Source organism: Mesorhizobium sp. LMG17149 (assembly GCF_024518695.1).
GTDB lineage: Bacteria > Pseudomonadota > Alphaproteobacteria > Rhizobiales > Rhizobiaceae > Mesorhizobium.
The window spans coordinates 85,331-110,760 of sequence record NZ_JANIFL010000010.1; the positions used below are offsets into that span (position 1 = coordinate 85,331).

A 25,430-nucleotide genomic window follows, 5' to 3' on the forward strand; every position below is an offset into this window, starting at 1 on the left:
TCCATGTCGCGGTGGCGGCGGCCTTTCTGATCTCCCCTACGGGGATTTCCAGTTTCCAGGACGCCGAGCAGCCGGAAGGTAGTGAACAGTCGGGCAGCAACGTGGCCGGCAGCGCGCTGGACAAGGACCCGGCGGCAATAAACGTTGCACTGGTGCCCAGCCCGCAACCGGCCAAACCACAGCCGGCAACGCCGCCCAAGCCGTCGCCGCCAACGGAGCCTTCGCAACCCGTGAAGGACGCAGCAAAGCCGCTCAAGCCTTTGCCGGAAGCTGTCAAACAGCAGACGCTGACGCCCGACATATTGGTGGCCGGCGCCCCGCGCTCCGATGATCAGACCGTGGATAGGAAGGCCGAAACACCAGCGGAGCCAACCGTTCAGGCCGAGAGCACGGAAGCGCCTGTCGCCGTTCCGGAGCGGCCTCCGATCCCTAGAGCCAGGCCAACTCCGGCAGCTGCCCCTTCAGAGATGGCGGATGAGAAGCGCGGCACGGCGTATGGCGAGGACCGGTCGGCGCAAGCAGCCAGCAAGGGCAAAAGGCAAAAAGAGGCAGGCACGGCCGCGGAAGACAACTACCGCGGCGATGTTTTTAGAAAGCTCGGCAGCGTCAATCGCACCCTCCCGCCTTCCCTACAGCTGGCGGCACGCAACAATGCGGTTGTCACATTCGTCATAGGCAGGAAGGGCAACATAGACGAGTTGCGCATTCTGGAAACCTCAGGATCGGCGGCTTTCGATCAGGCAGCGCTTGGCATTGTCCGCAAGGCAGCCCCCTTCCCTCCGATTCCACCGCAGGCAGCAAGCGCAAATTTGGAGTTCGAGACCGAAATCGGCCCATTTTGAATGTGCGCAGAACAAACGCTGCAGCCGCCAATCATCAACATCCGCACGAAAGGAACCGCCATGTACATCGCAATGAACCGCTTCAAGGTGCAGACCGGCTCGGAGAACGACTTCGAAGCCGTCTGGAAGAACCGCGATTCCAGCCTTGCTGAGATGAAGGGGTTTAGGGAATTCCATCTGCTGCGCGGCCCGGTCAACGAGACCGAAGGCTACACGCTTTTCGCGTCGCACACGGTGTGGGCCAGCCACGACGATTTTATCGCCTGGACCAAGTCCGAGAATTTCCGCGCCGCCCACAGGAATGTCGGCACGACAAAGGTCCACTATCTCGGCCACCCCCAGTTCGAGGGTTTTTCGGTCGTCGAAGGCGCGTAATGCATGTCGGCCAAAAGTGGTCCCGGTTTTGGGACAACGACATGCATAAAAGCAAAAATTGACCGGGGTTAGGCCCCGGCCAGCAAGCTCGCATTGCCGCCCGCAGCGGTGGTGTCGACGCAGACCGCGCGCTCATGCGCATAAGCCGCCGGGTTGAGCACCTCGGTGACCAGCGGCACGATTGGGCCGGAGCGGTCGGCGATGACCTTGCGCACGATGCGCGCGGCCTCGGACGTGCCTGAAAAAGCGACGACGTCGACGCGTAGCGCGCGCGCCTCGACCGGATCCGGCCGGCCGTCGATGGCGGCCAGCGGCAGGCCCTTCCCGGTCAACGCGGAAAGGGCTGCCGGTGCACCCGGCGCAACGGCCAGCACGGCATTGCCGGCGGCGAGCGCCTGGATCGTCTGCGCCAGCAGCGTATCGCCGTCAGGACCAAGGCACAGCACCCGTCCGCGTGGCGACAGCGACAGCGTGTTGGCCTCGCCGGTCGGCCCAGGCAGGTCGACCTGGCCGAAATCGATGCCGGCGGCCGCACCAATGGCCGCAGCACCCTTGCCGCGCAGATGCTTCCTCAGAATGGCGATCCGGTCGGGCCGCGTCGACCAGCCGCCAAGTGCGGGATCCGGCAGATTGTCGGCAAGTTCGGTCGCCGTGACCTTATGGCCATCCTGCAAATGCGTGCCGGCCTCCGGCCCCTTGCGGAAGCGGCGGAGGTAGTGCGGGCCGCCGGCCTTCGGACCGGTGCCTGAAAGCCCCTCGCCGCCAAACGGCTGCGAACCGACGACGGCGCCGATCTGGTTGCGGTTGACATAGATGTTGCCGGCATGGATGCCGTCGACGAAATGCTGGACGCGGCCCTCGATCCGGGTGTGCAGCCCGAAGGTCAGGCCGTAGCCCTTGCGGTTGATGGCGGCGATGACCGAGTCGATCTCGTCGGCGTCGAAACTGACGACATGCAGCACCGGCCCGAACACCTCGCGCTCCATGTCCTCGATACCCTTGACGCGGAAGACGTGCGGCGCGACGAAGCGGCCCTCCTTGGGTGCCTCTAGCTTGGCGATCAGCCGGCCCTGCAGGCCCATTTTCGTGCAGTACTCGCGGATCGAGTTCTGTGCCTCGTCGTCGATGACCGGGCCGACATCGGTCGAAATCCGCCAGGGATCGCCGACATTGAGCGCCTCCATGGCGCCCTTCAGCATCTCCAGCATCTTCTTCTCGACGTCCTTCTGCACGTAGAGCACGCGCAGCGCCGAGCAGCGCTGGCCGGCACTCTGGAAGGCCGAGGCGAGGATGTCGCGCACCGCCTGTTCGGGCAGCGCGGTGGAATCGACGATCATGGCATTAAGGCCGCCGGTCTCCGCGATCAGCATGGCGTCGGGCGCAGCCGTCTCGGCCAATTGCTTCTCGATCAGCTTGGCAACCTCGGTCGAGCCGGTGAAGCATACGCCGGCAATGCGCGGGTCAGCGGTCAGCGGGCCACCGACCGACGGGCCGTCGCCGGGCAGAAGCTGGATGACGTCTTCCGGCACACCAGCCTCGCGCAGCAGTTCGACAGCACGGAAAGCGATCAGCGGCGTCTGCTCGGCCGGCTTGGCGATAACCGAATTGCCGGTGACAAGTGCTGCCGCGATCTGGCCGGTGAAGATGGCGAGCGGGAAGTTCCACGGTGAAATGCAGACGATGGCGCCCCGCGCTTGCGTGCCCGCCTCTGCATTGACCGCCTCGGTGGCGTAGTAGCGCAGGAAGTCGACGGCCTCGCGCACTTCGGCGACGCCGTCGGCCAGCGATTTGCCGGCCTCGCGGGTGGCGAGTGCAAAGAACTCGACCGCATTCGCCTCATAGAGATCGGCGGCACGATTGAGGATGGCAGCGCGCTCGGCAACGGGACGTTTTGCCCAGGCCGGCTGCGCTTCCACCGCAAAGCGCACGGCGGTCGCGACTTGCTTTGCGGCGGCTTCGCTGACCGTGCCGACCACTTCGGAAGGCCTTGCCGGGTTGACGATCGGACGCTGCTTGCCGTAGCCGGCGGCACGGGTGATCGGCTTGGCATGCCAACGATCCGGCCCAGCGAAGGCCGCCCTGGCCGTGTCGATCGCCGCCAGCGTCACCGTGTCGGTGATGTCGAACCCTTTCGAATTGCGACGCCCGGCCCCAAAAATCTGGGAAGGCCGGGCAATCGCCGGATTGGCGGCCGGACCCTGGCTCTCGACCGTTTCGAGCGGATCGCGCGCAATGTCCTCCGGCTCGACGTCCTCGTCGGTCAGTTGGTGTACGAAGGAGGAATTGGCGCCGTTCTCCAGCAACCGGCGGACCAGATAGGCCAGCAGATCGGAATGCGCACCGACCGGTGCATAGATGCGGCAGCGCGTGCCTTCGGACCGGCGCACCGTCTCGTGCAGCGCCTCGCCCATGCCGTGCAGGCGCTGGAACTCGAAGGAATCGCGATTGTCCGCCATCGCCAGGATGGCGGCGACGGTGTGGGCATTGTGGGTGGCGAATTGCGGATAGATGCGGTCGGTCATCGACAAAAGCTTCTTCGCGCAAGCCATGTAGGAAACGTCGGTGTTGGTCTTGCGGGTGAAGACGGGATAGCCTGACAGTCCGAGCGTCTGCGCGCGCTTGATCTCGGTGTCCCAATAGGCACCCTTGACCAGCCGCACCATGATGTTGCGGTCGTATTTCCTGGCCAGCGCATAGAGCCAATCGATGGCGAAGGCCGCGCGTGGCCCATACGCTTGCACCACCACGCCAAAGCCGTTCCAACCGGCGAGCTCCGGCTCGGCCAGCACCCGCTCGATGACGTCGAGCGACAGATCGAGGCGGTCGGCCTCCTCGGCATCGATGTTGAGGCCCATGCGCGAATGGCGCGCGGCCAGCGCCAGCGACAAGAGCCGGTCTGCCATCACAGGCAGCATCTCGTCCTTCTGCGCCACCTCGTAGCGCGGATGCAGCGCCGAAAGCTTGACCGAGATGCCGTGGTTCTGCCTGATGTCAGGACCGTTGGAGCCGGAATCGAGCGACGAAATCGCGTCGGCATAGGCCTTGTGATAGCGCAAGGCGTCGGCCTCGGTGCGGGCTGCCTCGCCCAGCATGTCGAAGGAGTAGAGGTAGCCCTTCTGCGTCATCGGCCGGCCGCGCTTGACGGCTTCCGTGATGGTGCGGCCGAGCACGAACTGCTCGCCCATTTCACGCATGGCGGCGGCCACCGCCTTGCGGATCACCGGCTCGCCCAGCCGCCGCACCATAGAACGCAGCGTGCCCTCGATGCCGCCCTCGCCCTCATCGAGGACGCGGCCGGTCAGCATCAGCGCCCAGGTCGAGGCATTGACGAAGATGGAGCTTGAACCGCCCGAATGCGCCGACCAGTCGTGCGGCGCGATCTTGTCGGCGATGAGGTCGTCCATCGTCTCGGTGTCAGGCACACGCAAGAGCGCCTCGGCCAGGCACATCAGCGCCACGCCTTCCTTGGTGGAGAGACCATAGGCAGAGAGGAAGACTTCCATCAGCCGAGGATCCGACGAGCCGCGCACCGCCCGCACCAGATCGGCGGCCCGTGCCGAGATCGCCTTGCGGTCTTTCACTGAAAGGCCCGTCGTCTCGGCCAGTCGCTTCACGGCCTCGTCTTCGTCGGGCAGGTAGTTGGCGCGGATCTGCTGGCGGATGGCATCAAGCGCTGGCATGGCGGTCCCGTGGATCGAGCAAAGGGGATCGGGCCGGCGGCGGTCACCGGACCGAATGGCGCAAGCTAGCACAGGTGTGAATATTCAGTCGGTCCGAAGAAATCGACATTACAGGTCATTCGATTTATCCTGGCAGCTCAGACTTGACATATGGACTGCATTTTCGATGACAGAAGACCAATTGGACCGCATTGACAGGAACATCCTGTCGGCGCTGGCAAGCGATGGCCGGCTTTCCATGTCGGAACTGGCGGCAAAGGTCGGCCTGTCAAAGACTCCAGTGCAGGCGCGCGTGAAGCGGCTTGAGAAGGACGGCTACATCAGGGGTTATCAGGCGATCATCGACCGCGAGCGCATGGGCGAAGGCCATGTCGCTTTCGTCCAGGTGAAATTGTCCGACACCCGATCCGCCGCGCTCGATGCCTTCAACCGATCCGTGCAGGCCGTGCCGGAGATCGAGCAGTGCCACATGATGGCGTCGAGCTTCGACTATTTGCTGAAGGTGCGCACCCGGGATATCGCCGCCTATCGCCGCGTCCTCGGCGAGCGCATCTCGGCCCTGCCCCACGTCGCCCAGACTTCGACCTTCGTGGCCATGGAGACGGTCAAGGATCGGTAGAGCGTAGGGATGGCTGAAGCCTCCCCAACTTCGTCATCCTAGGGCGAAGCAGGAGCGAAGCTCCGTCGCGGAGACCCTGGGATCCATGCCGCGACCTCGGCCGAAGAATGCAGCGGAGCAGAATTCCGCACCGCAGCAGCGCTTCCGAGTCCCGGCATGGATCCTGGGGTCTGCGCCGCGTCGCTTCGCTCCTTGCTACGCCCCAGGATGACGAAGCGATGGATGTTTGCGCCAATCGCCGAAGCATGCGGTCCGTGCTTAAGGAATTAGGCGCTCAGCGGTCGCCCCACGACTTTGGCTTCCTGTTTCTCGCACCGAGCCTTGATCGAAGCCTCTGCGATTGCGAATTCCTCTTCCAATGCCTCATATTGGGCAGCGAATTTTGAATCCTTGAACCATTCCTTGGCGGCTTCCTCGACGGGAATCATACTCCGGCTCATAGAACCTCCTTTGCTCGCTTCAGCACCAACTCGCCTCGCTTCGCTCAACTATTCCTATCGCCGACAACCTCACTCCGCCAGCGTCTTCAAAAACGCCACCAGCGCGGCACGCTCTCGGTCTGAAAGCTCCAACGGGTGAACCTCTGACCCCCCTTCAACGCTGGGCGCGGCCTTCGCATAGTGCGCCACCACCTCGTCGAGCGACGAAAACTGCCCGGCATGCATATAGGGCGGCCTTGTTGCCGCTCCGCGCAGCGATGGCGTCTTGTAGGCGCGAACGAGTTCGGGCGCATCCTTGACCATGAAGCGCAACTCGCCGCAGGCGCTGGCGTCGCCATCGCGATAGGCGCCGAAGCAGTTGAACGGGTCTGCCTCGACTTGGTGCACGGCATCGATACGGCCGCGATCCGGCGGCAGGCCCGCAACGGAAGGCACGCCGGTGTTGTGGAAGCTGTTGTCGGTGAAGCGCGGGCCGTTGTGACAGGTCACGCAATTGGCCTTGCCGATGAACAGTTTAAGCCCAAGGATTTCTTGTTTGGAAAAGACAGCATCGCCCTTCGGCTCGGCACCGGTGGCGAGGTCCAGCGCAAAGCGGTCGAAGCGCGTTGGCGCCGGCGCGATCGAGCGTTCGAAGGCGGCAATCGCCTTGCCTAGATTGGCAAAGACGCCGTTGATAGCGTCACGCTGCGGGCCGCTCATGGCATTCCAGGCCGCCCTCTCGACATCGTTTCCAAGCGGGCTGGCATCCAACGGCATGCCGGAAAGGTCGGGCAGCGGCCCGAAGATGCGCTCATAGCGTTCGCCGAAGCGCGCCTTGATGTAATGCGCGTAGGCGGTGCGGTTTCCCGCCTGCTCCAGCGGGTTTTCGAGCGGCGTCAGCGCTTGCGCCCACAGGCTGTCGCGGCGGCCATCCCAGAAGAACCAGGGATCGCGCGCCACGCCGGCCAGTGGCATGGTGCGCCGGTTGGTGCGGCCGACGCCGACCGCCTGCGGCAGGTCGTCCTGGAACTGGCGGTCGATCTTGTGGCATGTCGAACAGGATACCGACCCGTCACCGCTCATGCCCTGGTCGAAGAACAGCGTCGAGCCGAGTGCGGCAGCCGCCGGCACGTCGGCAAAACGATTGGTGGTGTCGGGCTTGAGCGCCGGCAGCGACGACAGCGCCAGCGAGGCGATGGTCGTCTTTTCGGCGTCGGAAAAATCCGGCTTCGTGCAACCGGCAAGGACAACGGCCACCATCAGCGCCAGAAAACGCGAACGCCGCCTCATGTCCTGCTCACAGCACCACGTTGAAGAGCACCGTGTCGGAGCCGGCGGTGGCCGAGATGGCGAAATGCAACTGCCACCAGCCGCTCATGGTGAATTTCACTCCTTCGATTCGATAACGCCCGTCGCCGAGATAGTCGGTCGCCTGCGGGCTGGTCGGCAGGCCGTGACTGTGCAGTGGCATGCCGCCCGAAATCGCGATCGCGGCACCTTCCACCGGAACTCCTGCCTTTGTCTTCAAGGTCAGCAGCCAGGATTGCAGTTCGCCCTGCCGTACGACACCCCGCTCCGGCGCGAAGCTGGCCACGAACAGCGCGTTGGCGGTGTTCTTCGTCCGCGAGACATCCGGGCCGGCAGGCAGCGACGACCGCGGCGCCGTCAGGAAGACGACCGCGAGAATGCCGACCAGCAAGGCAGCCAGACCAAGACCCGCCAGAAGATAACGCCATATCGATGCCAAACCGGTTCCTCTTCCGCAGACAACGCTCTGCCGGACGGATCGCATCCCGCCAGCCTGTGGGAAAACGCTGTGACGGAAAAAACCCTGCTTGCCAAGCATGGCGCTGCCGGTGGCAAAAAGCTACAGCACCGGGATCACTGGAGGATTGTAGATGGCGGGAAACGGCGTCGCCTCGATCGGCGAATGCATGCTCGAACTGTCGGGCCAGACGGGACCGAACTGGCGCATGGGCTTTGCCGGCGACACGTTCAACACGCTGTGGGCGCTGCACGCGCTGAGCACCGAGCGGCCGGCAACCTATGTCTCGGCCTTCGGCGACGATCCGTTCTCGCAAGGCCAGATCGATTTCTTCGCTGAAAACGGCATTGGCATCGGCTCCAGCCCGCTCATAGCGGGCGCGCGGCCCGGCCTCTATGCCATCACGCTGACGGGAGCCGAACGTTCCTTCACCTATTGGCGTGGCGACGCCGCCGCGCGGCAGCTTGCCTCGGACCCGGCCGCATTATCGAAAAACCTGGAAAACCAGGCACTGGTCTATTTTTCCGGAATCACTTTGGCAATTCTGGACGAAGCCGCGCGCGCTGCGTTGCTGGCGGCCGTCGCCAAGGCGCGTTCGGCTGGTTCCCTTATCGCCTTCGACCCCAACTACCGGCCGCGGCTCTGGCGTGAGCGCGAGGAGGCGCAGGCAGCGATCGTCGAAGCCCTTGCCGTCACTGATATCGCATTACCAACCTTTCCCGACGAGCAGATGCTGTTTGAGGATGCGACGCCGCAAGTGACCGCTAAGCGGATCGGGAAATTGGTTGGCGAGGTCGTCGTCAAGAATGGCGAAGCGCCGGCGCTGATCGCCAAGGGAGGAACGCTGCGCGACGTGCCGGCGATCCATGTCGCGGCTCCCGCTGATACGACGGGCGCCGGCGATTCCTTCAACGGCGGCTATCTTGCGGCTCGACTTGCCGGTCACGAACCGCTGGAAGCCGCACGCCATGCCCATCGTGTCGCCGCCGCCGTAGTGCAGGTACGTGGCGCACTGGCGCCGTTCGAGACGCTGCGGGCGGCGTTCGAAGGCTAAGGTAGCCGGAATCTGTATTCCGTGACGTGGTGGTAGATCGCGCCCGGCCACAGCGTCGCCTGCGGGAAATAGGGCCGGTTCGGCGCATCCGGCCAAATCTGCGGCTCGAGGCAGAAACCGCAAAAGGCCTTGTAGTTCCGCCCTTCCAGCCCGGTGCGCGGCGTCACATACTGACCGGTATAGAGCTGGACGCCGGGCTCAGTGGTCCAGACCTCCATCTCGACACCGGAACTGGCGCCTTGCGTCCACGCCGCCTGTTTGAGCGGCCCGCGTGTCGAAGCGAGGCAGAAATTCTGGTCGTAGGGCAGCTGTTCGCCCTCGGTCTCCATGCGCAACGGCCGCGCCTGGCGGAAATCGAACGGCGTGCCGTCAACCGGCTTGACCACCCCGGTCGGGATCATGTCGCCATCGACCGGCAGATAGGCGCCGGCATTCAACATCATCCTGTGGTCGAGAATGTCTCCGGCGCCGCCATCGTCCAGGTTGAAGTAGGAATGCTGGGTGAGATTGCACAGCGTCGGCTCCTCACAGGTGGCTGTCAGCTCGACGCTGAGCGTGCCGGGGATCTTCAACCGGTAGGTGCAGGTGACATCAAGCGCGCCGGGAAAACCCATCGCGCCGTCGGGATCGTGCAGGGTCAGCGTGACGAAATCCCTGCCATGCAAGGAAACCGTCCACGGCCGGTGGGAGTAACCTTGCGAGCCGCCATGCAGCGTATGCTTGTCGAGGAAGTTTTGCTCGGTCTGGTAGCGGCTGCCGCCAATGGTGAAGCGGCCGTCACGGATGCGGTTGGCGTAGCGGCCAACGACAGCACCGAAGAACGCCGTATCCGTCTCGTAGCCTTCCAGGCTGTCATAGCCGAGCACCAGCGGAGCATCGTGCCCGGTCAGGCGCAGATCCTGGATGATCGCGCCCAGACCGATGATGTTGGCTGTGATGCCGCCGCCCCTGATCGTGAAGCGACGCACCTGCTCGCCAGCCTGCGTCGTGCCGAAAACCTCGCCGTCCTTCATCGCCATGCCCGTAATGCCAGTTGATCCAGAAGACTTCGGCTGGTTTTCCCACGAGAGATGGGCAGGCTATCGGCCTGCTCATCTCAGGGATAGCCTATCAGAGGCCGAGGCCGCCGATGCAGACATATTTGGTGTCGAGGTAATCCTCGATGCCCTGATGTCCGCCTTCCTTGCCGAGGCCGGATTCCTTGACGCCGCCGAACGGCGCTTCCGGCGTGGTGATGAGGCCTTCATTGACGCCGACCATGCCGTATTTCAGCCCTTCCATCACACGGAAGGCGCGGCCGAGATCGCCCGTGTAGAAGTAGCAGGCGAGGCCGAATTCGGTGTCGTTGGCGAGGGCGACGGCTTCCTCTTCGGTCTCGAACTTGAACACCGGTGCGACCGGGCCGAAGATCTCTTCCTTCATGAAACGCATCTTGGGCGTCGCATTGGCAATGACCGTCGGCTGGAAGAACGAACCGCCGAGTGCATGGCGCTTGCCGCCGGCGACGATCTTGCCGCCCTTGGATGTGGCGTCGGCGATCAGTTCCTCGACCTTTTCGACCGCCTTCTCGTCAATCAGCGGTCCCTGCTGCACGCCGTCCTCAAGGCCGGAGCCGACCTTCAGCCCGTTGCTCGCCGCGGCGAGCTTCTCGACGAACTTGTCATAGACACCGGCCTGAACCAGGAAGCGGTTGGTGCAGACGCAGGTCTGGCCGGAATTGCGGTACTTGGCGGTGATCGCACCGGCGACCGCACGCTCGAGGTCGGCGTCATCGAAGACAATGAACGGCGCGTTGCCGCCGAGTTCCATCGACACTTTCTTGACGGTGACCGACGACTTCTGGATGAGAAGCTTGCCGACTTCGGTCGATCCGGTGAAGGTGATCTTGGACACCAGCGGATTGGCGCAGATCTCGTCGCCGATCTCGCTTGCCGAACCGGTCAGGATGTTGACGACGCCCTTGGGGAAGCCGACCTCCTCTGCGAGCGCACCCCAGGCGAGGCCCGAATATGGCGTCTGCGAGGCCGGCTTGACCACCGCGGTGCAGCCGGCGGCGAGCGCCGGGCCGAGTTTGCGAGCCAGCATCGAGGACGGGAAATTCCATGGCGTGATGGCGGCAATGACGCCGACCGGCTCCTTGGTCACCAGGATGCGGCGGTCCGCCCATGGTGAGGGCACGACATCGCCATAGGTGCGGCGGCCTTCCTCGGCGAACCACAATATGTAGGCCGCGGCGGAGCCAATCTCGCCCTTCGATTCGAACAGCGACTTGCCCTGCTCGATGGTCAGCAGTTCGGCCAGCACGTCCTGATTGTCCATCATCGCGTCATGCAGCTTGCGCAGCAGCTTCGAGCGCTCGAGCGCGGTGGTCTTGCGCCACGACTTGAAAGCGACGGCGGCGGCCTCGATGGCGCGGCGCGTCTCGGCCTTGCCCGACTTCGGCACGGTGCCGATCTTGAGACCGGTGGCCGGGTTGTTGACGTCGACCGTCTGGCCGCTGTCGGCCTGCACCCATTCGCCATTGATGAGATTGGCCTGCCGCATGAAATGGCTGGTTTTCTGAAGCATGGTCTATCCTCCGTTCGGCGCCCTGACGGGCCGGTCTGTGAAATCTTCGGTGAGCGTGCGCCATGGACTGAAGCCGGCACGCCGGAGCCACTGCTCTTTACCGAGGGCAAGGCCCGCAAGCAATCGCAAGATGGCATATAGGGCTTGGGCCACAGCGAGACGAGAGCAGGCGACGTGCTTACCCCGATGCCTTAGCCGAAAACGTGCAAGACGACAGTCAGCCAGAAAGCCGTGGTGATGGCTGCACAGGCCGTTGCGATGGTCATCTGGTTCGACGCCAGCGCCTGGCCGGTGTTGAACTGAACGGCGATGAGATAAGAATTGATGCCGGATGGCAGCGCCGCAACCACCACCGCCACCTTGGCCGTCAACGGCGGCAACGCAAGCAGCCAGACGAAGGCGAGAACCAGTGCCGGCATCAGGAACAGCTTCAACGCCGAAAGCGCCAGCGCCGGGCGGACATTGCCTGATATGCCGAAGCGGCGCAGGCTGAGACCCATGGCAAACAGCGCCACCGGTCCTGCCGTGTCGGCCAGCGCATCGACCAGACGCATTGCAAGGTCGGGCAATGGCGCCCCGGTCATGCGCCAGGCAAGCCCGGCCAGAATGCCGATGATCAGCGGATTGAGGAACAGCCGTTTCAGAAAGCTTCTGACGACACGCAGGGGATGCACGTGCTCGCTACCGCTCCGGCCAAACATCTCGAAGAGCACGATGGAAGCCATCATCATGATCGGCAGATGCACGGAGACCAGCAGCGACAGCACTTCAAAGCCGCTCGGGCCGAATATGCCGAGAATAAAGGGAGCACCGAGCAGGACAACGTTGGAGTAGGCCGACGATACGCCGCCGACAACGCCGGCGCGTGCGTCGCGCCCGAACACCCGCGTGGTGACGAGATGGCCGGCGGCCCAGGTGATCGCCACGGCCGCGAAATAGGCGCCCCACAGCGACCAGGGCGCCACGCCGTGGAAATCGGCATTCACCATGGTCTGGAACAACAGCAGCGGCATCGCCACGCTGATCGCGAAATCGGCTATCCCCTCGCCGCTCGCTGGCTTCAAATAGCCGGTAAACCCGGCGAGATAGCCGAGCGCGACAAGGCTGAAGACGAAAAGGACGGTTTCGGTGAGCGGAGACATTTTTACCGTGACGGGCGAATTTCCCGTGATAGGCGAGCCACGACCGCGACGCAATCGCGCCTGAATTTGATCATCGTCGGCTGGCAGCGTTATAGAGGGTTTGGATCATCAGGGCGGACACGAACGACAAATGGCTTTTGTCGGACTTTCGAACCTTAGTCGTTTGCGGCGGGCATGGCTGACGGCTATCGTCGCCGCACTGCTTTGCCTTGCCGCGACCGCGCTTGCAGTTGCCGAGACGAAAAGCCTTAAGGGCGTGGCGCTGATCATCGGCCAGTCGAATTACCTGCACATCGCCGCCCTGCCCAACCCCGCCAACGACGCCCGCGACATGGCCAAGATGCTGACCGACCTTGGCTTCGACGCCCGCAGCGTCACCGACCGCGACGCCACCAAGCTGAAGCGCGACCTGGAGCGGTTCACCGAAGATGCCGACGGCGCCGATGTCGCCTTCATCTACTACTCCGGTCATGGCATCGAGGCCGGCGGCGAAAACTATCTGGTTCCGGTCGATGCCGACGTCCCGTCGCTGAAGGATGCCGGCACCAGCCTTGTGCCGATATCGGCCGTCATGGAGGCATTGAAAAAGACAGTGCCGGTGACGATCATGCTGCTCGACGCCTGCCGCACCAATCCATTCCCCGCGGATGCCATGGTACGGCGCTCACCGACCGCTTCCGCCTCGCCCATAGGCGCCGGCGGGTTGGAGCCGGTGCGCGGCGCCAAGGCGCTCGGCAATGCACCGGCGGCCGACGCGAGCCTGGGTATAGTGGTCGGCTTTGCCGCAGAACCGGGTCATCCTGCACTTGATGGCGCCGCCGGCGAAAACAGCCCTTACGCGTCCGCCCTGCTGCGCCACCTCGCGGCGATGAAGGGCACCGAATTCGGCTCGGTCATGCGCATGGTGACCGAGGAGGTCTATCTCGACACAAAAGCGAAGCAGCGTCCCTGGATCAATGAAAGCCTGCGCCGGCTGCTCTATTTCGGCGTCGCACCAGTGGAGCCGACCGGCGACGACGGACTGATCACAGGCGAAAGGCGCCAGCTCCTGCTGACGATTTCCGACCTGCCCGACCCGAAACGGGCGCAGGTGGAACTGGCCTCGCTGCAGGAAGGCGTGCCGCTCGACGCGCTTTATGGCGTGCTGAAGGCGCTCGGCACGGAAAAGATCCCCGAAGACCCGACCGACCTGCAAAAGGTGCTCGACGCCCAGGCCGAGCGCCTGAAGAAGATGATGTCCGAGCGTGCAGCACTGCGCACCGACGATCCGGAGATCAAACGGCTTGTCGCTTCCGCCGACAAGGCGATCGGCCAGGGGGCCATCGTGACGGCGCGCAAATTCCTCGACGATGCGGTCGGCCGGGTCGAGCAGACCAACGATGCGGTCGATCAAGCCGAGGATCTCGTCAAGCAGAAGCGTCTTGCCGACGCCGCGATCTATGCCAGGCGCGCCGATGCCTCGGGGCTGGTCTTCGATTACAAATCCGCTGCCGGCGACTATGCCAAGGCGTTTTCGCTGGCCGGAAAATGGGACGACAAGCTGCGCTGGAACTACAAGAACCAGGAAGCCGAGGCGCTCAACGCCTACGGCTACGCCACCGGCGACCTCGATGCGCTGCAGCACGCCATTGAGGCCTATCGCACCATCCTGAACTTCATCCCAAATGGCGAACAGAATCGCGACTGGGCCATCACCCGCAACAACATGGCGGTGGTGCTGCAGACCATCGGCGAGCGCGAGACGGAGACCGCGCGCCTTGAAGAGGCAGCGCGGATCTTTCGCGATTCCCTTGTCGTGTTCGAGCGCGAGAAGGACGACCTCAACTGGGCCGCCGCGCAGAACAATCTGGCCAATGTGCTGTTGAAGATCGGCGAGCGCGAGAGCGACCCGAAGCGCCTGAACGAGGCGGTGGTGGCGATGCGCGCCACACTCGAAAAACGCCCGCGCGACAAGGTCCCGCTCGACTGGGCCGCTTCGCAGAACAATCTCGGCCTGGCACTCTATGCGCTTTCCGAGCGCGAGGCCGCCGGCGAACATCTGACGCAAGCCGAGGCGGCCTACCGGCTGGCGCTTGAGGAATACACACGCGAAAAGGCGCCGGTGGAATGGGCGATGGTCGAGAACAATCTCGGCAACACCCTGGTGTCGCTCGGCATTCAGCTCAACGACAAGGCGAAGATAAACGAGGCGGCCAACGCGTTCCGTGCCGCGCTTGAAGTGCGAACCCGTGAAACCTTCCCCGTCTCATGGGCGACCAGCAGGCTCAACCTCGGCAATGCGCTGAGCGGTGTCGCCCGCTTCGATATGGGCACCGGCGCGCTTGAAGAGGCCGCGGCCGCCTATGATGATGCACTGACGGTCTTTACCCGGCAGCGTTTCCCGATGGACTGGGCGTCGGCGCAGAACAATCTCGGTTCGATCTACCAGACGCTTGGCCAGCGCACGCGCGACGCAGCCAAGCTGGAGCAGTCGGCGAGCGCCTTTCGGGCGGCCCGGCAGGTCTATGTCAGACGGAAGTTCCCTCGCGATTGGGCAATGAGCCACTACAATCTCGGCAACACGCTGCAGCTTCTGGGCGGCGTGACCGACAAGTCGGAACATTATGGTGAAGCCATTGCCGCCTACCGCGATGCGTTGCGCGAGTACAAGCGCGAGACGAACCCCCGCCAATGGGCCCTGGCCCAGGCCGGCCTCGGCTCGACGCTGCACTGGCTGAGCATGAGCAATGGCGACTCCAGGACCCTGCTTGAGTCCATAGCGGCCCGCCGGGCAGCCCTCGAAGTACTCACCGTCGACGCGGCACCGGTCGACTGGGCCAACGCCCAGAACGGCATCGGCATGAGCCTGCTCAACCTCGGAAATCTCGAACGCACCGGCAAATATCTCGGTGACGCTGAGGCCGCCTTCACGGCCACGCTGAAGGTATTCTCGAGGGAAGGCCTGCCCATGCAATGGGCCTTCGCGCAGAACAATCTCGGTGACGTCAGCTGGAACCGAGCCAGCTATGGCGGGGGCAAGGCCGAATATCAAAAGGCGATCGAATTCTTCGAGAACGCCAAGCAGGGCTTTACCGAAGCCGGCTACACGATCCCCATCCCGCTCACCGACCAGAAGATCGATCTGGTGAAGAAGCAGATGGCGAAGAAGTAGGTCTACGCATCCCGCCGACCGCGCCTTGTCTTTCGGCTGGCTTTACCGTCCCTATATGTCCCGTCACCGGAACCCATTGCCGGGAACCGGAGAAGGATAGCGGATGATTCGATTTGCCTTGGCGTTGTTCCTGTTAGTTGTTCCCGGCGTGGCCCACGCCACGGATGCAGGCTGGGCGCTGCTGCGCGATGGCGGACATGTCGTGCTGCTGCGCCATGCCATGGTCACCGGCACCACCGACCCGGCCAATTTCGACATCGACAGTTGCGCCACCCAGATGAACCTGTCGGCGCGTGGCAAGCAACAGGCGAGCAAGATCGGCGCTCTGTTTGCCGCCCGTGCGGCACCGATCGAGCGCGTGTTGTCCAGCCGCTATTGCCGCTGCCTCGACACTGCCCGCATCGCCTTCGAGGCCGAGCCGGAGCTGTTTGCGCCGCTCGATCTCCTGAAGGGCGACGAGGCGCAGAAAACCGCGCAAATCGCGGCGATCCTCAAAGAAATCCGCGCCTATTCCGGCTCCGACAATCTGGTTATGGTTACCCATCTGGAAGACATCGTGGCGCTGACCGGCATCTCACCGCGCGAAGGCGAGGCCGTGGTCGTGGAGCCGCAGGGCGATGGCCTGCGCGTGCTCGGCCGCGTCACTTTCTGAGCGCCCTGCGCGCAATCGCTGACGTCGAAAGCTGTGTTGCCGAAATGCCACCGCCGCAAGAAGCCGCAAATCCGCCACGACAATGCCGCTTGCGACAACCCGTCGCAGGGGCTATAGGCGCGCTCCCGGTCACGAGAACCGAAGTGAGCACAACGGTTGGAGCTTTCGCCTCCGCCCGTGCAGGCGGCTTTGCCGCCCTGTATACGGCGCCGCTTTGGGGATTGGGATCGCGGATGTAGCTCAGAGGGAGAGCGCCGGATTGGGTCCGGAGGTCGGGGGTTCAATTCCCTTCATCTGCACCACGGATAGCTCAGTTTGGTTAGAGCATCAGATTGTTAATCTGACTGTCGAAGGTTCGATTCCTTCTCCATTGGCCTGAAAAGCCAGCACCCTACCAGGTGTCATCTGAAAACGGTCCGGGGACTGGAATGCAAAAGACTGGACGGATGGCCCAAGCCCTCGGGCGCGGATCATCCCAAGCGTCTTTCGCCATCGGCTCGCGGCCAGGCCCGCGGTGACGATCAAGGCGCAGCGTCGCCGGCAAGGGAGGCCAAGGCCTCCGGCGCCCGCTTCACTGCCCCGCGATCCGCTCCCGAAGGCCCGCCACGGATTGATGCCACCAGTCCCCGGATCATTCGTGCCCGGCTATGACGCAAGAGACGACGTGAAACGAGAAACGAAAGGAACGATCGACGCATGACTTGACGCCTCGCATGGGGCCATGCCCGACAGGAGTAAGACAATGACAATTCTCGACAAGGTTCTTGGGCGCGAGCGCGTCCTCGTAAAGGAAAACGAACGTGCCCTCACCCTCCACAAGGGGGAAATCAAGACTGTCCTGCTGCCGGGCGAGCACTGGCTCGCCAACCGGCGCGGCAGCCTCGAAGTGTCCCGGCACGATCTGAAGAACCCGGAATTCGTTTCGGCATACGAGAAGGCGTTGTTCGACAAGCTCCCGGATGTAGCCGCGCGTCATTTCACCGTCGTTCGCACCGGGCGCACGGATGTCGCCATCATCGAGCGTGACGGCAATCTGCACGCCGTGCTGGCGCCGGACCGCAAGCTGGTGCTGTGGACGGATGCCGGCCCGTGGAAGGTGACGCTGATCGACACATCAGTCGATCTCGCCATCGATGCGGCGGTCATGCGCCGGCTCGGCCAGGCCCGGAAGGCGGAATTGATGTCCGTCCATCCGGTCGTCGACGGTCAGGCCGGACTGCTGTTCATCGACGGTGTTCTGGTCAGGACGCTGACGGCGGGCGTGCATGGCTTCTGGAACGTCGGACGCATGGTGCAGATCAAGGTCGTCGACCTCAAGCGCCAGTCGCTCGACGTTGCCGGGCAGGAAGTGCTGACCAAGGATCGCGTGACGATCCGCGTCAACATCGCGGCCGAATACCGGGTCGTCGATCCTGTCAAGGCGGTGAGCATGGTGAAGGACTTCTCCGAAGCCCTTTACCGCGCCCTGCAGTACGCCTTCCGCAAGACCCTTGGCGCGCTGACACTCGATCAGATCCTTGAAAAGAAGGTGACGATCGACGAGGAGGCCGCTGGCAAGGTCCGCGCCGATATGGCCGAGATCGGGGTGGAGGTCAGCGATATCGCGCTCAAGGATGTCATCCTGCCGGGCGAGATGCGCGAGATCCTCAACCAGGTGGTGTCGGCCGAAAAGCAGGCCGAGGCCAACATCATCCGTCGCCGCGAGGAGACGAACGCGACGCGTTCCCTCCTCAACACGGCCAGGGTGATGGCGGAAAACCCGGTGATGCTGCGGTTGAAGGAGCTCGAGGCTCTGGAAACCATCGCCGGCAAGGTCGAGCGGCTGACCGTCCACAACGGAACCGGCGGGCTGCTGAACGATCTGGTCAAGCTCCGCGACAGCTGATGCATGTCGCCCAAAGTGGTTCCGGTTTTGGAAAAACGACCTGCATCGAAACAAAGGCTGACGTGACGTCAACAGAAGGGCCGCCGGGTAAACCGGCGGCCCTTCTTGCGTTTCCTGGATGCCCTACCCATCTGCGCCCGGCGCATCAGGCCTTTTCCTGCCGGGAAAAACCGATTAGACAGCGCCCAAACAAGATGCGGACAGATTCCGCCCGCAACCGAAGGAAAAGCCCTTGTCCACCACGTTCGACAAAGTCGCCAAGATCATTGCCGACACCAGCGAGATCGATATCGACACGATTACGCCCGAGAGCCACACGATCGACGATCTCGGCATCGACAGCCTCGATTTCCTCGACATCGTCTTTGCCATCGACAAGGAATTCGGCATCAAGGTGCCACTGGAAAAGTGGACCCAGGAGGTCAATGACGGCAAGGCTTCGACCGACGATTACTTCGTCATGAAGAACCTGTGCGCCAAGATCGACGCGCTGGTTGCCGCCAAGACCGCCTGACATCGGTTGAGCGTTCGATCTTGACGCGCTCTGCCGCCTGACCCACAAAGCCGCACATGAGCAGCCCCCGCGACGTCGTCATATCAGGTATCGGCCTTGTCTCCTCGCTGGGGGAAGGTCCGGACGCCCATTGGCAAAAGCTCGTGCAGCCGGGGCTGGAACCGGTGCTCGAAGCGGCGCGCTTTGCACCCTATACCGTTCATCCATTGCCGGAGATCGACTGGAACCTGCAGATCGCCAAACGTGGCGATCAGCGCCAGATGGAAACCTGGCAGAGGCTCGGCACCTATGCCGCAGGCCTGGCGCTGGACGACGCCGGCATCAAAGGCAATGACGAACTCTGCACGACCATGGACATGGTCGTGGCCGCGGGCGGCGGCGAACGCGACGAGGCGGTCGATGCCGCCATTCTCGCCGCTTCGGAAAGCCGCAACGACCGCGATGTGCTGATCAACGAGAAATTGACCACCGAATTGCGGCCGACACTGTTCCTGGCGCAGCTTTCCAATCTGCTCGCCGGCAACATCTCCATCGTCCACAAGGTGACCGGCTCATCCAGAACCTTCATGGGCGAGGAAGGTGCCGGCGTCGCCGCCGTCGAGACAGCAGCCGCGCGCATCCGCTCCGGCCAGTCGACGCACATCCTGGTCGGCGGCGCCTTCCAGACCGAACATTCCGACATGCTGCTCGGCTATGAACTCGCCGGCTATCTGCATCGCGGCCCGTGGAGGCCGGTCTGGCAAAGACAGGGCGCTGAGGGCGGCGGCGTCGTGACTGGATCCGGCGGTGCCTTCCTGGTGCTGGAGCAGCGCGAACACGCGATGAGCCGCGGCCGCAAGATCTATGCCGAGCTTGGGCCGGTCGTCTCCGGCCGCGCCAGGCGCCCACGGGGAGAACTCGACGCCCAGATCGCCGCCCTGCTCAAGCAGGCTGCAATGCCGAACGGCAAATTGCTGGCCATGTCGGGCGCGTCGGGCGCCCATACGGCAACCATCGCCGAGAAAGCCGCGCTCGATGCCAATCCGGCGATTGCCGCGCGCGGTTTCTCGACGCTGACCGGACACATGAAGGAAGCACAGTTTCCCTTCGCTGTGGCACTGGCGGCGCTGGCCGTCGATCGCAAGGCCGCCTACCCTGTTTTTGATGCCGCAGCCGAGAAGCCGTTCGAAGGGGTTCCCGCAACCGTCCTTGCAACGGCGATCGGCTATCACCAATTCGAGGGCATGGCGCTCGTCAACGCCGCCTGATGCGGTGGTCCACGATCCATGCCGCAACGATAAACGATCGAGGGCTACCGCATGGCCAATCTGAACGATCATATGGGCAGGCCGATCGTTGCCGTCACCGGCATCGGCGTGGTGACCTCGCTTGGCGTCGGCAAGGCCGATAATTGGGCGGCGCTGACCTCGGGCAAGTCGGGCATCCACCCGATTACCCGTTTTCCGGTCGATCATCTCAACACCCGCATCTCCGGCATGGTCGACTTCCTGCCGTCGAGCTCGAAGGGCTCCAGCCATCTCACCTATGAACTGGCGGAAACCGCCGCGCGTGAGGCCGTGGCCGAGTCCGGCCTCGATTCCGGTGATTTTGGTGGTCCTCTCTTCCTCGCTTCACCGCCGGTCGAACTCGACTGGCACGACCGCTTCGCGCTCTACAATTCCAATGATTTGGACTCCGGCGGCGAACGGCTGCTGCGGGTGGCGCGCGGATTGAAAGAACTCGACTTTTTCGAGACCACGCAGTTCGGCTCGATCGCCGGACGGCTTGCCGACCGTTTCGGCACCCGCGGGCTGCCGATCACGCTGTCGACCGCCTGCGCTTCCGGCGCCACCGCCATCCAGCTCGGCGTCGAGGCGATCCGCCGCGGCGAATGCGACCGCGCGCTGTCGATCGGCGCCGACGGTTCGGCGACCGCCGAGGCGCTGATCCGCTTTTCGCTGCTGTCAGCGCTGTCGACCCACAACGACATTCCCGAAAAGGCGTCAAAACCTTTCTCCAAGGACCGCGACGGCTTTGTCCTCGCCGAGGGTTCGGGCGCGCTAGTGCTGGAATCACTGGAAACCGCACTCGCGCGCGGCGCCACGATTCTTGGCATCCTGCGCGGCTGCGGCGAAAAGGCGGACGATTTCCACCGCACCCGCTCGAAGCCGGACGCTTCGCCGGCGATCGCGGCGGTTCGTGCTGTGCTAGCCGATGCCGGCTTGAGCCAGGACGAGATCGACTACGTTAACGCCCACGGCACCTCGACGCCGGAAAACGACAAGATGGAGCATCTGTCGCTGTCGACGGTGTTCGGCGAGCGGATCGGCTCGATGCCGGTCTCGTCGAACAAATCGATGATCGGCCACACGCTGTCGGCGGCGGGCGCCGTCGAGGCGGCGTTCTCACTGATGACGATGCGCGAAAGCGTCATCCCGCCGACCATCAACTATGACAATCCCGACCCCGCGATCGTGCTCGACGTGGTGCCGAACAAGAAGCGCAATGCCGAGGTCCGCACCGTGCTGTCGAACTCCTTCGGCTTCGGCGGCCAGAACACTTGCCTTGTCATGGCGCGGGAACCGGTCTAAGCGACCTTTTTCAGCCAGACCGAAACCGACAGGCCCAATGCGCGCATTGCAACTTATCGAGGACCGCCGTCTTGAAACGGTGGACCTGCCGCCTCCCCCACCGCCGGCACTTGGCGAAGTCACGCTGCGCATCAAGGCGGTGGCGCTGAACCATATCGACGTCTGGGGCTGGCGCGGCATGGCCTTCGCCAAGCGCAAGCTGCCGCTGGTCGTCGGCGCCGAAGCCTCGGGCGAGGTCGAGGCGGTAGGCTCCGGCGTTTCCAGCCTGCTGCCCGGACAATTGGTATCGATCTACGGCGCGCGCACCTGCGGCCTCTGCCGAGCCTGCCGCGAAGGCCGCGACAACCTCTGTGAACATGTTTCGGGTGTGCACGGTTTCCATCTCGACGGTTTCGCGCAAGAGAAGATCAACCTGCCGGCTCGCCTGCTGGTCCCCGCCCCGCCCGGCGTGACCGACATCGGCGCGGCGGTCGCGCCCGTCACCTTCGGCACGGTCGAGCACATGCTGTTCGACAACGCCAGGCTACAGCCCGGCGAGACGATCCTTATCCATGCCGGCGGATCCGGCATCGGCTCTGCGGCCATCCAGCTGGCCAAGCGGATGGGCTGCACCATCATCACCACGGTCGGCTCCAACGACAAGATCGACAAGGCCAAGGCGCTCGGCGCCGACCATGTCATCAACTACCGCGACGACCGTTTCGAGGGCGTCGTGCGCAAGCTGACCAAGAAGAAGGGCGTCGATGTCGTCTTCGAACATGTCGGCGCCGACACTTTTGCCGCCTCGATGCTGTGCCTGAAGCGCGGCGGCCGCCTGGTGACCTGCGGTTCGACTTCCGGCGTGTCGACGCAGATCAATCTGATGCAGCTGTTCCAGCAGCAATTGAAACTGCTTGGCTCGTTTGGCTGCCGCATGGAAAACATGGCCAACGCCATGCAGAAAATGGCGGCGGGACAGGTCGCACCCGTCATCGACACCGAAGTCGGCTTCGACGGTATCGACGCCGCGCTGAAGCGCATGGAAGGCCGCGACGTTTTCGGCAAGATCATCCTGCGCGTCGGCTAGAGCCTTGACCTCTGTGTTCAAGAAGTTCCGCCGGGATCTAAAATTTCGCTACGGCAGGCAACTGCGCCAGCTCAATTACTGGCTGGTGGCGCGCGCCGCAATGATGATCATCTCGGTCCTGCGCCTGCTGCCGGCCGACAGTGCGTTGAATTTCGCCGACCGCGCCGCACGCATGGTCGGCCCCCGGGTGGGACGCCATCAGGTCGCCGTCGACAATCTGCGCAAGGCCTATCCGGAAAAGGGCGAAGCCGAGATCCAGGCGATCGCCTCCGACATGTGGGGCAACATGGCCCGTCTTGCCGCGGAATACATCTTTCTCGACGCCCTCTTCGACTATGACCCTACAGCGATCAAGCCCGGCCGCATCGAGGTCAAAGGAGCGGACCACTTCCTCGAAATCGCCAGCGAAGTGAAGCCGCACATCGTCTTTACCGGCCATCTCGGCAATTTCGAACTTCTGCCGGTGGCGGCGGCGACCTTCGGCATGAACATCACGGCGCTGTTTCGCCCACCCAACAATCCTTATCTTGCCGACTACATCCTCTCGACGCGCCGCTCGACCATGGGCTCGTTGCTGCCATCGATGGCCGGTGCCTCATTCGCCTTGGCCGGGGTCCTGGAGAACGGCGGCAACATCGGCATCCTTGTCGACCAGAAATTCTCCAACGGACTGGAGACGACATTCTTCGGCCGTCCGTGCCAGAGCAATCGGGTGCTGGCCACCCTTGCCCGTCACTATGACTGCGACGTCTATCCGGCTCGCTGCATCAGGCTGCCAGGCAACCGCTTCCGGCTCGAAATCGAGGACAAGCTGACATTGCCGCGCACGGCTGACGGCAGCGTCGATGTCCACGCCACCACCCAGCGTCTCAACGATGTCGTCGAACGCTGGGTGCGAGAAGATCCCGGCCAGTGGATGTGGTTCCACAAAAGGTGGGAGATCAGCGGCGGGCGTCGAAAGCGGCCCTCGCAGGCAAAAGCGGTCCCGAACGCTTAAACAGAACTGCTGGCGAGGGTGTTAGCCCTGCGCCAGCCGACAACAGCGAACCTGAATCTCTTGAGTTGGTGACGACAATGCGCGTATTGCCGAAACCGGCTTGCCGAACCATCGCATAGAAGGCGGCGGCATTGGTCGGGTGCAAGCGCACACAGCCATGCGATGCCGGGCGCCCGAGCTGCCTCACCGCGCCGGTGCCGTGAATGGCATAGCCGCCGCGGAAGAACACCGAATGAGGCATTGGCGACATGTCGTATTTGCGCGAATACCACATCCGCGCCGTCCGTTGCGGCCGATAGCTGCCGCGCGGCGTAATGTAACCTTTGCGCGCGGTGGAGACGCTCCACCGGTAAACCGACGCGCCATATCTGACGGTCATCGTCTGCGAAGACACGTCAATATTTGCAACGAGGCTGGCTGCCCAGCCCTGCCCCGAAGCACCGAACAGCATCGCAACAAACACGGCTGCCATGAGAACTGTCTTTTTCATGCGATCAAACCCCTTTGATTGCCCCTAACCTGCCTGCCCTCAAATTGTCTCTCATCTTTTTAATGGCAGATGAACGGGCTAACACACACACCTTGACCAATTCGCCAATCCAAAGCAGCGAATTTGAACGATTTCCCGCAATAGTTGCCGCAACGACACGCCGCACAGGCTCGATCACCAACGGGCTTGCAAAACCGCCGAGATCGCTGCTCAACTCTGGGCATGAACGAGCGACTCCTCCGGGCAATCGATGACAGGCGCGACGATGTCGTCGCGCTGACCACTGAGCTGATCCGTTTTCCGACCATCAATCCACCCGGCGAGGCCTATCGGCCATGCGCCGAATATCTCGGCGCGCGGCTGAAGAAGAGTGGTTTCGAGACCGAATTCATCCGCGCCGAAGGCACGCCCGGCGACACCGACCGCTACCCGCGCGTCAATGTCGTTGCCCGTTTCGACGGAAGATCGTCAGGCGCCTGCGTCCACTTCAACTCGCACATCGACGTGGTCGAAGCCGGCGACGGCTGGACCGTCGATCCTTTTGCCGGCATCGTCAAAGACGGCAAGGTCTATGGTCGCGGCGCCTGCGACATGAAGGGCGGACTGGCCGCCTCGATCATCGCAGCCGAAGCCTTCCTGGAAGTCTTCCCCGACTTTCCCGGCGCCATCGAAATATCCGGCACCGTCGACGAGGAGTCCGGCGGCTTCGGCGGCGTCGCCCATCTGGCCAGACTAGGCTATTTCTCAAAACCCAGGGTCGACCACGTCATCATTCCCGAGCCGCTCAACAAGGATCGCATCTGCCTCGGGCATCGCGGCGTCTGGTGGGCGGAGATCGAGACCAAGGGCGAGATCGCGCACGGCTCGATGCCGTTTCTCGGCGACAATGCCGTACGCCACATGGGCGCCGTGCTGAGGGCTTTCGAGGACGAGCTGTTCCCTGCGCTTGACCGTAAGATGACGCGCATGCCGGTCGTGCCCGAAGGGGCAAAACGCTCGACCATGAACATCAATTCGATCCATGGCGGCCAGACCGAGGACTTCCGGCCCGGCCTGCCGTCGCCCAACGTGCCCGACTCCTGCCGGCTGACCATCGACCGTCGTTTCCTGCTGGAGGAAGATCTCGACACCGTCAAAGGCGAAGTGACCGGTATTCTCGACCGGCTAAAGCGCGAGCGGACAAAATTCGACTACGAAATCCGCGACCTGATGGAAGTGCTGCCGCTGATGACCGAGCGCGACGCCCCGGTGGTCAAAGCGGTTGCGCAAGGCATCATGGCGATCTTCGACCGCGAACCCGACTATGTCATTTCGCCCGGCACCTACGACCAGAAGCACATTGCGCGCATCGGCCATATCTATGATTGCATCGCCTATGGGCCGGGCATTCTCGACCTCGCCCACCGGCCGGACGAATGGGTCGGGATAGCGGACATGGTAGAATCGGCCAAGGTGATGGCGATAGGGCTCAACGTGCTGCTGCGCGGCACAGCCGCGGGGTAAGGCGCACCGCGACAAGCTTCGACCTGCCGATGCAGTGGCCAGGACAAAACATTCCCGGCCACGCCAACGGGCAGAACGAAACGCAATTTACTCCGCGGCGAAATCACGCTTCTATCGCCCGGGTTCGAGCACGTGTCT

At 63.4% G+C, this 25,430-nt stretch carries 20 protein-coding genes, 2 tRNA genes and 1 pseudogene; 15 read left to right on the top strand and 8 right to left on the bottom strand.

Annotation, left to right across the window (positions count from 1 at the left end):
- Positions 1–11: 11 nt before the first annotated feature.
- Together NP945_RS22945 and NP945_RS22950 are read left to right on the top strand one after the other, a co-directional pair.
- Complete coding sequence (locus NP945_RS22945; protein ID WP_256747602.1) at positions 12–842, top strand: energy transducer TonB; 831 nt, start codon at positions 12–14, stop codon at positions 840–842.
- Positions 843–902: 60 nt separating this feature from the next.
- Positions 903–1,217 (top strand): antibiotic biosynthesis monooxygenase, encoded by a 315-nt coding sequence (locus NP945_RS22950; protein WP_027039045.1) that lies wholly within the window; start codon positions 903–905, stop codon positions 1,215–1,217.
- 68 nt (positions 1,218–1,285) lie between these two features.
- Here NP945_RS22950 and putA read toward each other — a convergent pair whose 3' ends face one another.
- Positions 1,286–4,897, bottom strand: a complete 3,612-nt coding sequence (gene putA / locus NP945_RS22955) for a bifunctional proline dehydrogenase/L-glutamate gamma-semialdehyde dehydrogenase PutA (RefSeq protein WP_256747603.1) — start codon at positions 4,895–4,897, stop codon at positions 1,286–1,288.
- A 166-nt stretch (positions 4,898–5,063) separates the two neighbouring features.
- Here putA and NP945_RS22960 point away from each other — a divergent pair, with 166 nt between their 5' ends.
- The gene (locus tag NP945_RS22960; protein WP_027029407.1) at positions 5,064–5,516 is read left to right on the top strand and encodes an Lrp/AsnC family transcriptional regulator; all 453 of its coding nucleotides are present in this window, start codon (positions 5,064–5,066) and stop codon (positions 5,514–5,516) included.
- Positions 5,517–5,782: 266 nt separating this feature from the next.
- Here NP945_RS22960 and NP945_RS22965 read toward each other — a convergent pair whose 3' ends face one another.
- The 3 genes from NP945_RS22965 to NP945_RS22975 form a co-directional block, all read right to left on the bottom strand.
- Positions 5,783–5,956 carry a hypothetical protein gene (locus tag NP945_RS22965; RefSeq protein ID WP_174800322.1) on the bottom strand — a complete coding sequence of 58 codons (174 nt, stop codon included), beginning with the start codon at positions 5,954–5,956 and terminating at the stop codon, positions 5,783–5,785.
- Between the two features lie 69 nt (positions 5,957–6,025).
- Complete coding sequence (locus tag NP945_RS22970) at positions 6,026–7,225, bottom strand: cytochrome-c peroxidase (RefSeq protein WP_256747604.1); 1,200 nt, start codon at positions 7,223–7,225, stop codon at positions 6,026–6,028.
- Between the two features lie 7 nt (positions 7,226–7,232).
- Positions 7,233–7,682 carry a FixH family protein gene (locus NP945_RS22975; RefSeq protein WP_027039042.1) on the bottom strand — a complete coding sequence of 150 codons (450 nt, stop codon included), beginning with the start codon at positions 7,680–7,682 and terminating at the stop codon, positions 7,233–7,235.
- A gap of 151 nt (positions 7,683–7,833) precedes the next feature.
- Here NP945_RS22975 and NP945_RS22980 point away from each other — a divergent pair, with 151 nt between their 5' ends.
- Positions 7,834–8,754 carry a sugar kinase gene (locus NP945_RS22980; protein ID WP_127272010.1) on the top strand — a complete coding sequence of 307 codons (921 nt, stop codon included), beginning with the start codon at positions 7,834–7,836 and terminating at the stop codon, positions 8,752–8,754.
- On the opposite strand, the gene NP945_RS22985 is transcribed toward NP945_RS22980, so the two are convergent.
- From NP945_RS22985 to NP945_RS22995, 3 genes are all read right to left on the bottom strand, one after another.
- Positions 8,751–9,773: an aldose epimerase family protein gene (locus tag NP945_RS22985; protein ID WP_127267427.1), complete on the bottom strand. Its 1,023-nt coding sequence runs from the start codon at positions 9,771–9,773 to the stop codon at positions 8,751–8,753. The two genes, NP945_RS22980 and NP945_RS22985, sit on opposite strands and share 4 nt — an antisense overlap.
- Before the next feature lie 91 nt (positions 9,774–9,864).
- Complete coding sequence (locus NP945_RS22990; RefSeq protein WP_127267428.1) at positions 9,865–11,322, bottom strand: NAD-dependent succinate-semialdehyde dehydrogenase; 1,458 nt, start codon at positions 11,320–11,322, stop codon at positions 9,865–9,867.
- A 191-nt stretch (positions 11,323–11,513) separates the two neighbouring features.
- The gene (locus NP945_RS22995) at positions 11,514–12,464 is read right to left on the bottom strand and encodes an AEC family transporter (protein ID WP_256747605.1); all 951 of its coding nucleotides are present in this window, start codon (positions 12,462–12,464) and stop codon (positions 11,514–11,516) included.
- Positions 12,465–12,594: 130 nt separating this feature from the next.
- Between NP945_RS22995 and NP945_RS23000 the strand changes: the two genes are divergently transcribed.
- The 10 genes from NP945_RS23000 to NP945_RS23045 all read left to right on the top strand — a co-directional run bounded on the left by NP945_RS23000 (position 12,595) and on the right by NP945_RS23045 (position 23,299).
- Positions 12,595–15,615: a caspase family protein gene (locus NP945_RS23000; protein WP_256747606.1), complete on the top strand. Its 3,021-nt coding sequence runs from the start codon at positions 12,595–12,597 to the stop codon at positions 15,613–15,615.
- A 103-nt stretch (positions 15,616–15,718) separates the two neighbouring features.
- Positions 15,719–16,267 carry a histidine phosphatase family protein gene (locus NP945_RS23005; RefSeq protein ID WP_256747607.1) on the top strand — a complete coding sequence of 183 codons (549 nt, stop codon included), beginning with the start codon at positions 15,719–15,721 and terminating at the stop codon, positions 16,265–16,267.
- A gap of 229 nt (positions 16,268–16,496) precedes the next feature.
- Positions 16,497–16,569: transfer RNA gene (locus tag NP945_RS23010), tRNA-Pro, on the top strand.
- A 2-nt stretch (positions 16,570–16,571) separates the two neighbouring features.
- A tRNA-Asn gene (locus NP945_RS23015) sits at positions 16,572–16,641 on the top strand.
- A 368-nt stretch (positions 16,642–17,009) separates the two neighbouring features.
- On the top strand, positions 17,010–18,152 hold the full coding sequence (locus tag NP945_RS23020; protein WP_023812260.1) for a slipin family protein: 1,143 nt from the start codon (positions 17,010–17,012) through the stop codon (positions 18,150–18,152).
- Positions 18,153–18,384: 232 nt separating this feature from the next.
- Positions 18,385–18,666, top strand: coding sequence for an acyl carrier protein (locus NP945_RS23025; protein WP_010909964.1), 282 nt, complete (start codon positions 18,385–18,387; stop codon positions 18,664–18,666).
- 56 nt (positions 18,667–18,722) lie between these two features.
- Positions 18,723–19,913 carry a beta-ketoacyl-ACP synthase gene (locus NP945_RS23030; protein ID WP_128289322.1) on the top strand — a complete coding sequence of 397 codons (1,191 nt, stop codon included), beginning with the start codon at positions 18,723–18,725 and terminating at the stop codon, positions 19,911–19,913.
- A 51-nt stretch (positions 19,914–19,964) separates the two neighbouring features.
- Positions 19,965–21,236 carry a beta-ketoacyl-ACP synthase gene (locus tag NP945_RS23035; RefSeq protein WP_027039033.1) on the top strand — a complete coding sequence of 424 codons (1,272 nt, stop codon included), beginning with the start codon at positions 19,965–19,967 and terminating at the stop codon, positions 21,234–21,236.
- A gap of 37 nt (positions 21,237–21,273) precedes the next feature.
- Positions 21,274–22,302, top strand: coding sequence for a zinc-binding dehydrogenase (locus NP945_RS23040; RefSeq protein ID WP_127269349.1), 1,029 nt, complete (start codon positions 21,274–21,276; stop codon positions 22,300–22,302).
- A 13-nt stretch (positions 22,303–22,315) separates the two neighbouring features.
- On the top strand, positions 22,316–23,299 hold the full coding sequence (locus NP945_RS23045) for a lipid A biosynthesis lauroyl acyltransferase (RefSeq protein WP_164873981.1): 984 nt from the start codon (positions 22,316–22,318) through the stop codon (positions 23,297–23,299).
- 64 nt (positions 23,300–23,363) lie between these two features.
- Here NP945_RS23045 and NP945_RS23050 read toward each other — a convergent pair.
- A pseudogene (locus tag NP945_RS23050) lies at positions 23,364–23,789 on the bottom strand (L,D-transpeptidase); the annotation flags it as partial.
- Positions 23,790–24,011: 222 nt separating this feature from the next.
- Between NP945_RS23050 and NP945_RS23055 the strand changes: the two are divergent.
- Positions 24,012–25,292, top strand: a complete 1,281-nt coding sequence (locus NP945_RS23055) for an acetylornithine deacetylase/succinyl-diaminopimelate desuccinylase family protein (protein WP_256747608.1) — start codon at positions 24,012–24,014, stop codon at positions 25,290–25,292.
- Positions 25,293–25,430: the final 138 nt, after the last annotated feature.

What these genes read in the sequence shown, in the direction of transcription:
- NP945_RS22950 (WP_027039045.1), top strand. Translation starts at nt 903, where the DNA reads ATGTACATCGCAATGAACCGCTTCAAGGTGCAGACCGGCTCGGAGAAC.
- NP945_RS22970 (WP_256747604.1), bottom strand. Translation starts at nt 7,225, where the DNA reads ATGAGGCGGCGTTCGCGTTTTCTGGCGCTGATGGTGGCCGTTGTCCTT.
- NP945_RS23055 (WP_256747608.1), top strand. Translation starts at nt 24,012, where the DNA reads ATGAACGAGCGACTCCTCCGGGCAATCGATGACAGGCGCGACGATGTC.
- NP945_RS23020 (WP_023812260.1), top strand. Translation starts at nt 17,010, where the DNA reads ATGACAATTCTCGACAAGGTTCTTGGGCGCGAGCGCGTCCTCGTAAAG.
- NP945_RS22980 (WP_127272010.1), top strand. Translation starts at nt 7,834, where the DNA reads ATGGCGGGAAACGGCGTCGCCTCGATCGGCGAATGCATGCTCGAACTG.
- NP945_RS23005 (WP_256747607.1), top strand. Translation starts at nt 15,719, where the DNA reads ATGATTCGATTTGCCTTGGCGTTGTTCCTGTTAGTTGTTCCCGGCGTG.
- NP945_RS23040 (WP_127269349.1), top strand. Translation starts at nt 21,274, where the DNA reads ATGCGCGCATTGCAACTTATCGAGGACCGCCGTCTTGAAACGGTGGAC.
- NP945_RS22995 (WP_256747605.1), bottom strand. Translation starts at nt 12,464, where the DNA reads ATGTCTCCGCTCACCGAAACCGTCCTTTTCGTCTTCAGCCTTGTCGCG.
- putA (WP_256747603.1), bottom strand. Translation starts at nt 4,897, where the DNA reads ATGCCAGCGCTTGATGCCATCCGCCAGCAGATCCGCGCCAACTACCTG.
- NP945_RS23030 (WP_128289322.1), top strand. Translation starts at nt 18,723, where the DNA reads ATGAGCAGCCCCCGCGACGTCGTCATATCAGGTATCGGCCTTGTCTCC.
- NP945_RS22965 (WP_174800322.1), bottom strand. Translation starts at nt 5,956, where the DNA reads ATGAGCCGGAGTATGATTCCCGTCGAGGAAGCCGCCAAGGAATGGTTC.
- NP945_RS23000 (WP_256747606.1), top strand. Translation starts at nt 12,595, where the DNA reads ATGGCTTTTGTCGGACTTTCGAACCTTAGTCGTTTGCGGCGGGCATGG.
- NP945_RS22960 (WP_027029407.1), top strand. Translation starts at nt 5,064, where the DNA reads ATGACAGAAGACCAATTGGACCGCATTGACAGGAACATCCTGTCGGCG.
- NP945_RS23035 (WP_027039033.1), top strand. Translation starts at nt 19,965, where the DNA reads ATGGCCAATCTGAACGATCATATGGGCAGGCCGATCGTTGCCGTCACC.
- NP945_RS22990 (WP_127267428.1), bottom strand. Translation starts at nt 11,322, where the DNA reads ATGCTTCAGAAAACCAGCCATTTCATGCGGCAGGCCAATCTCATCAAT.
- NP945_RS22985 (WP_127267427.1), bottom strand. Translation starts at nt 9,773, where the DNA reads ATGGCGATGAAGGACGGCGAGGTTTTCGGCACGACGCAGGCTGGCGAG.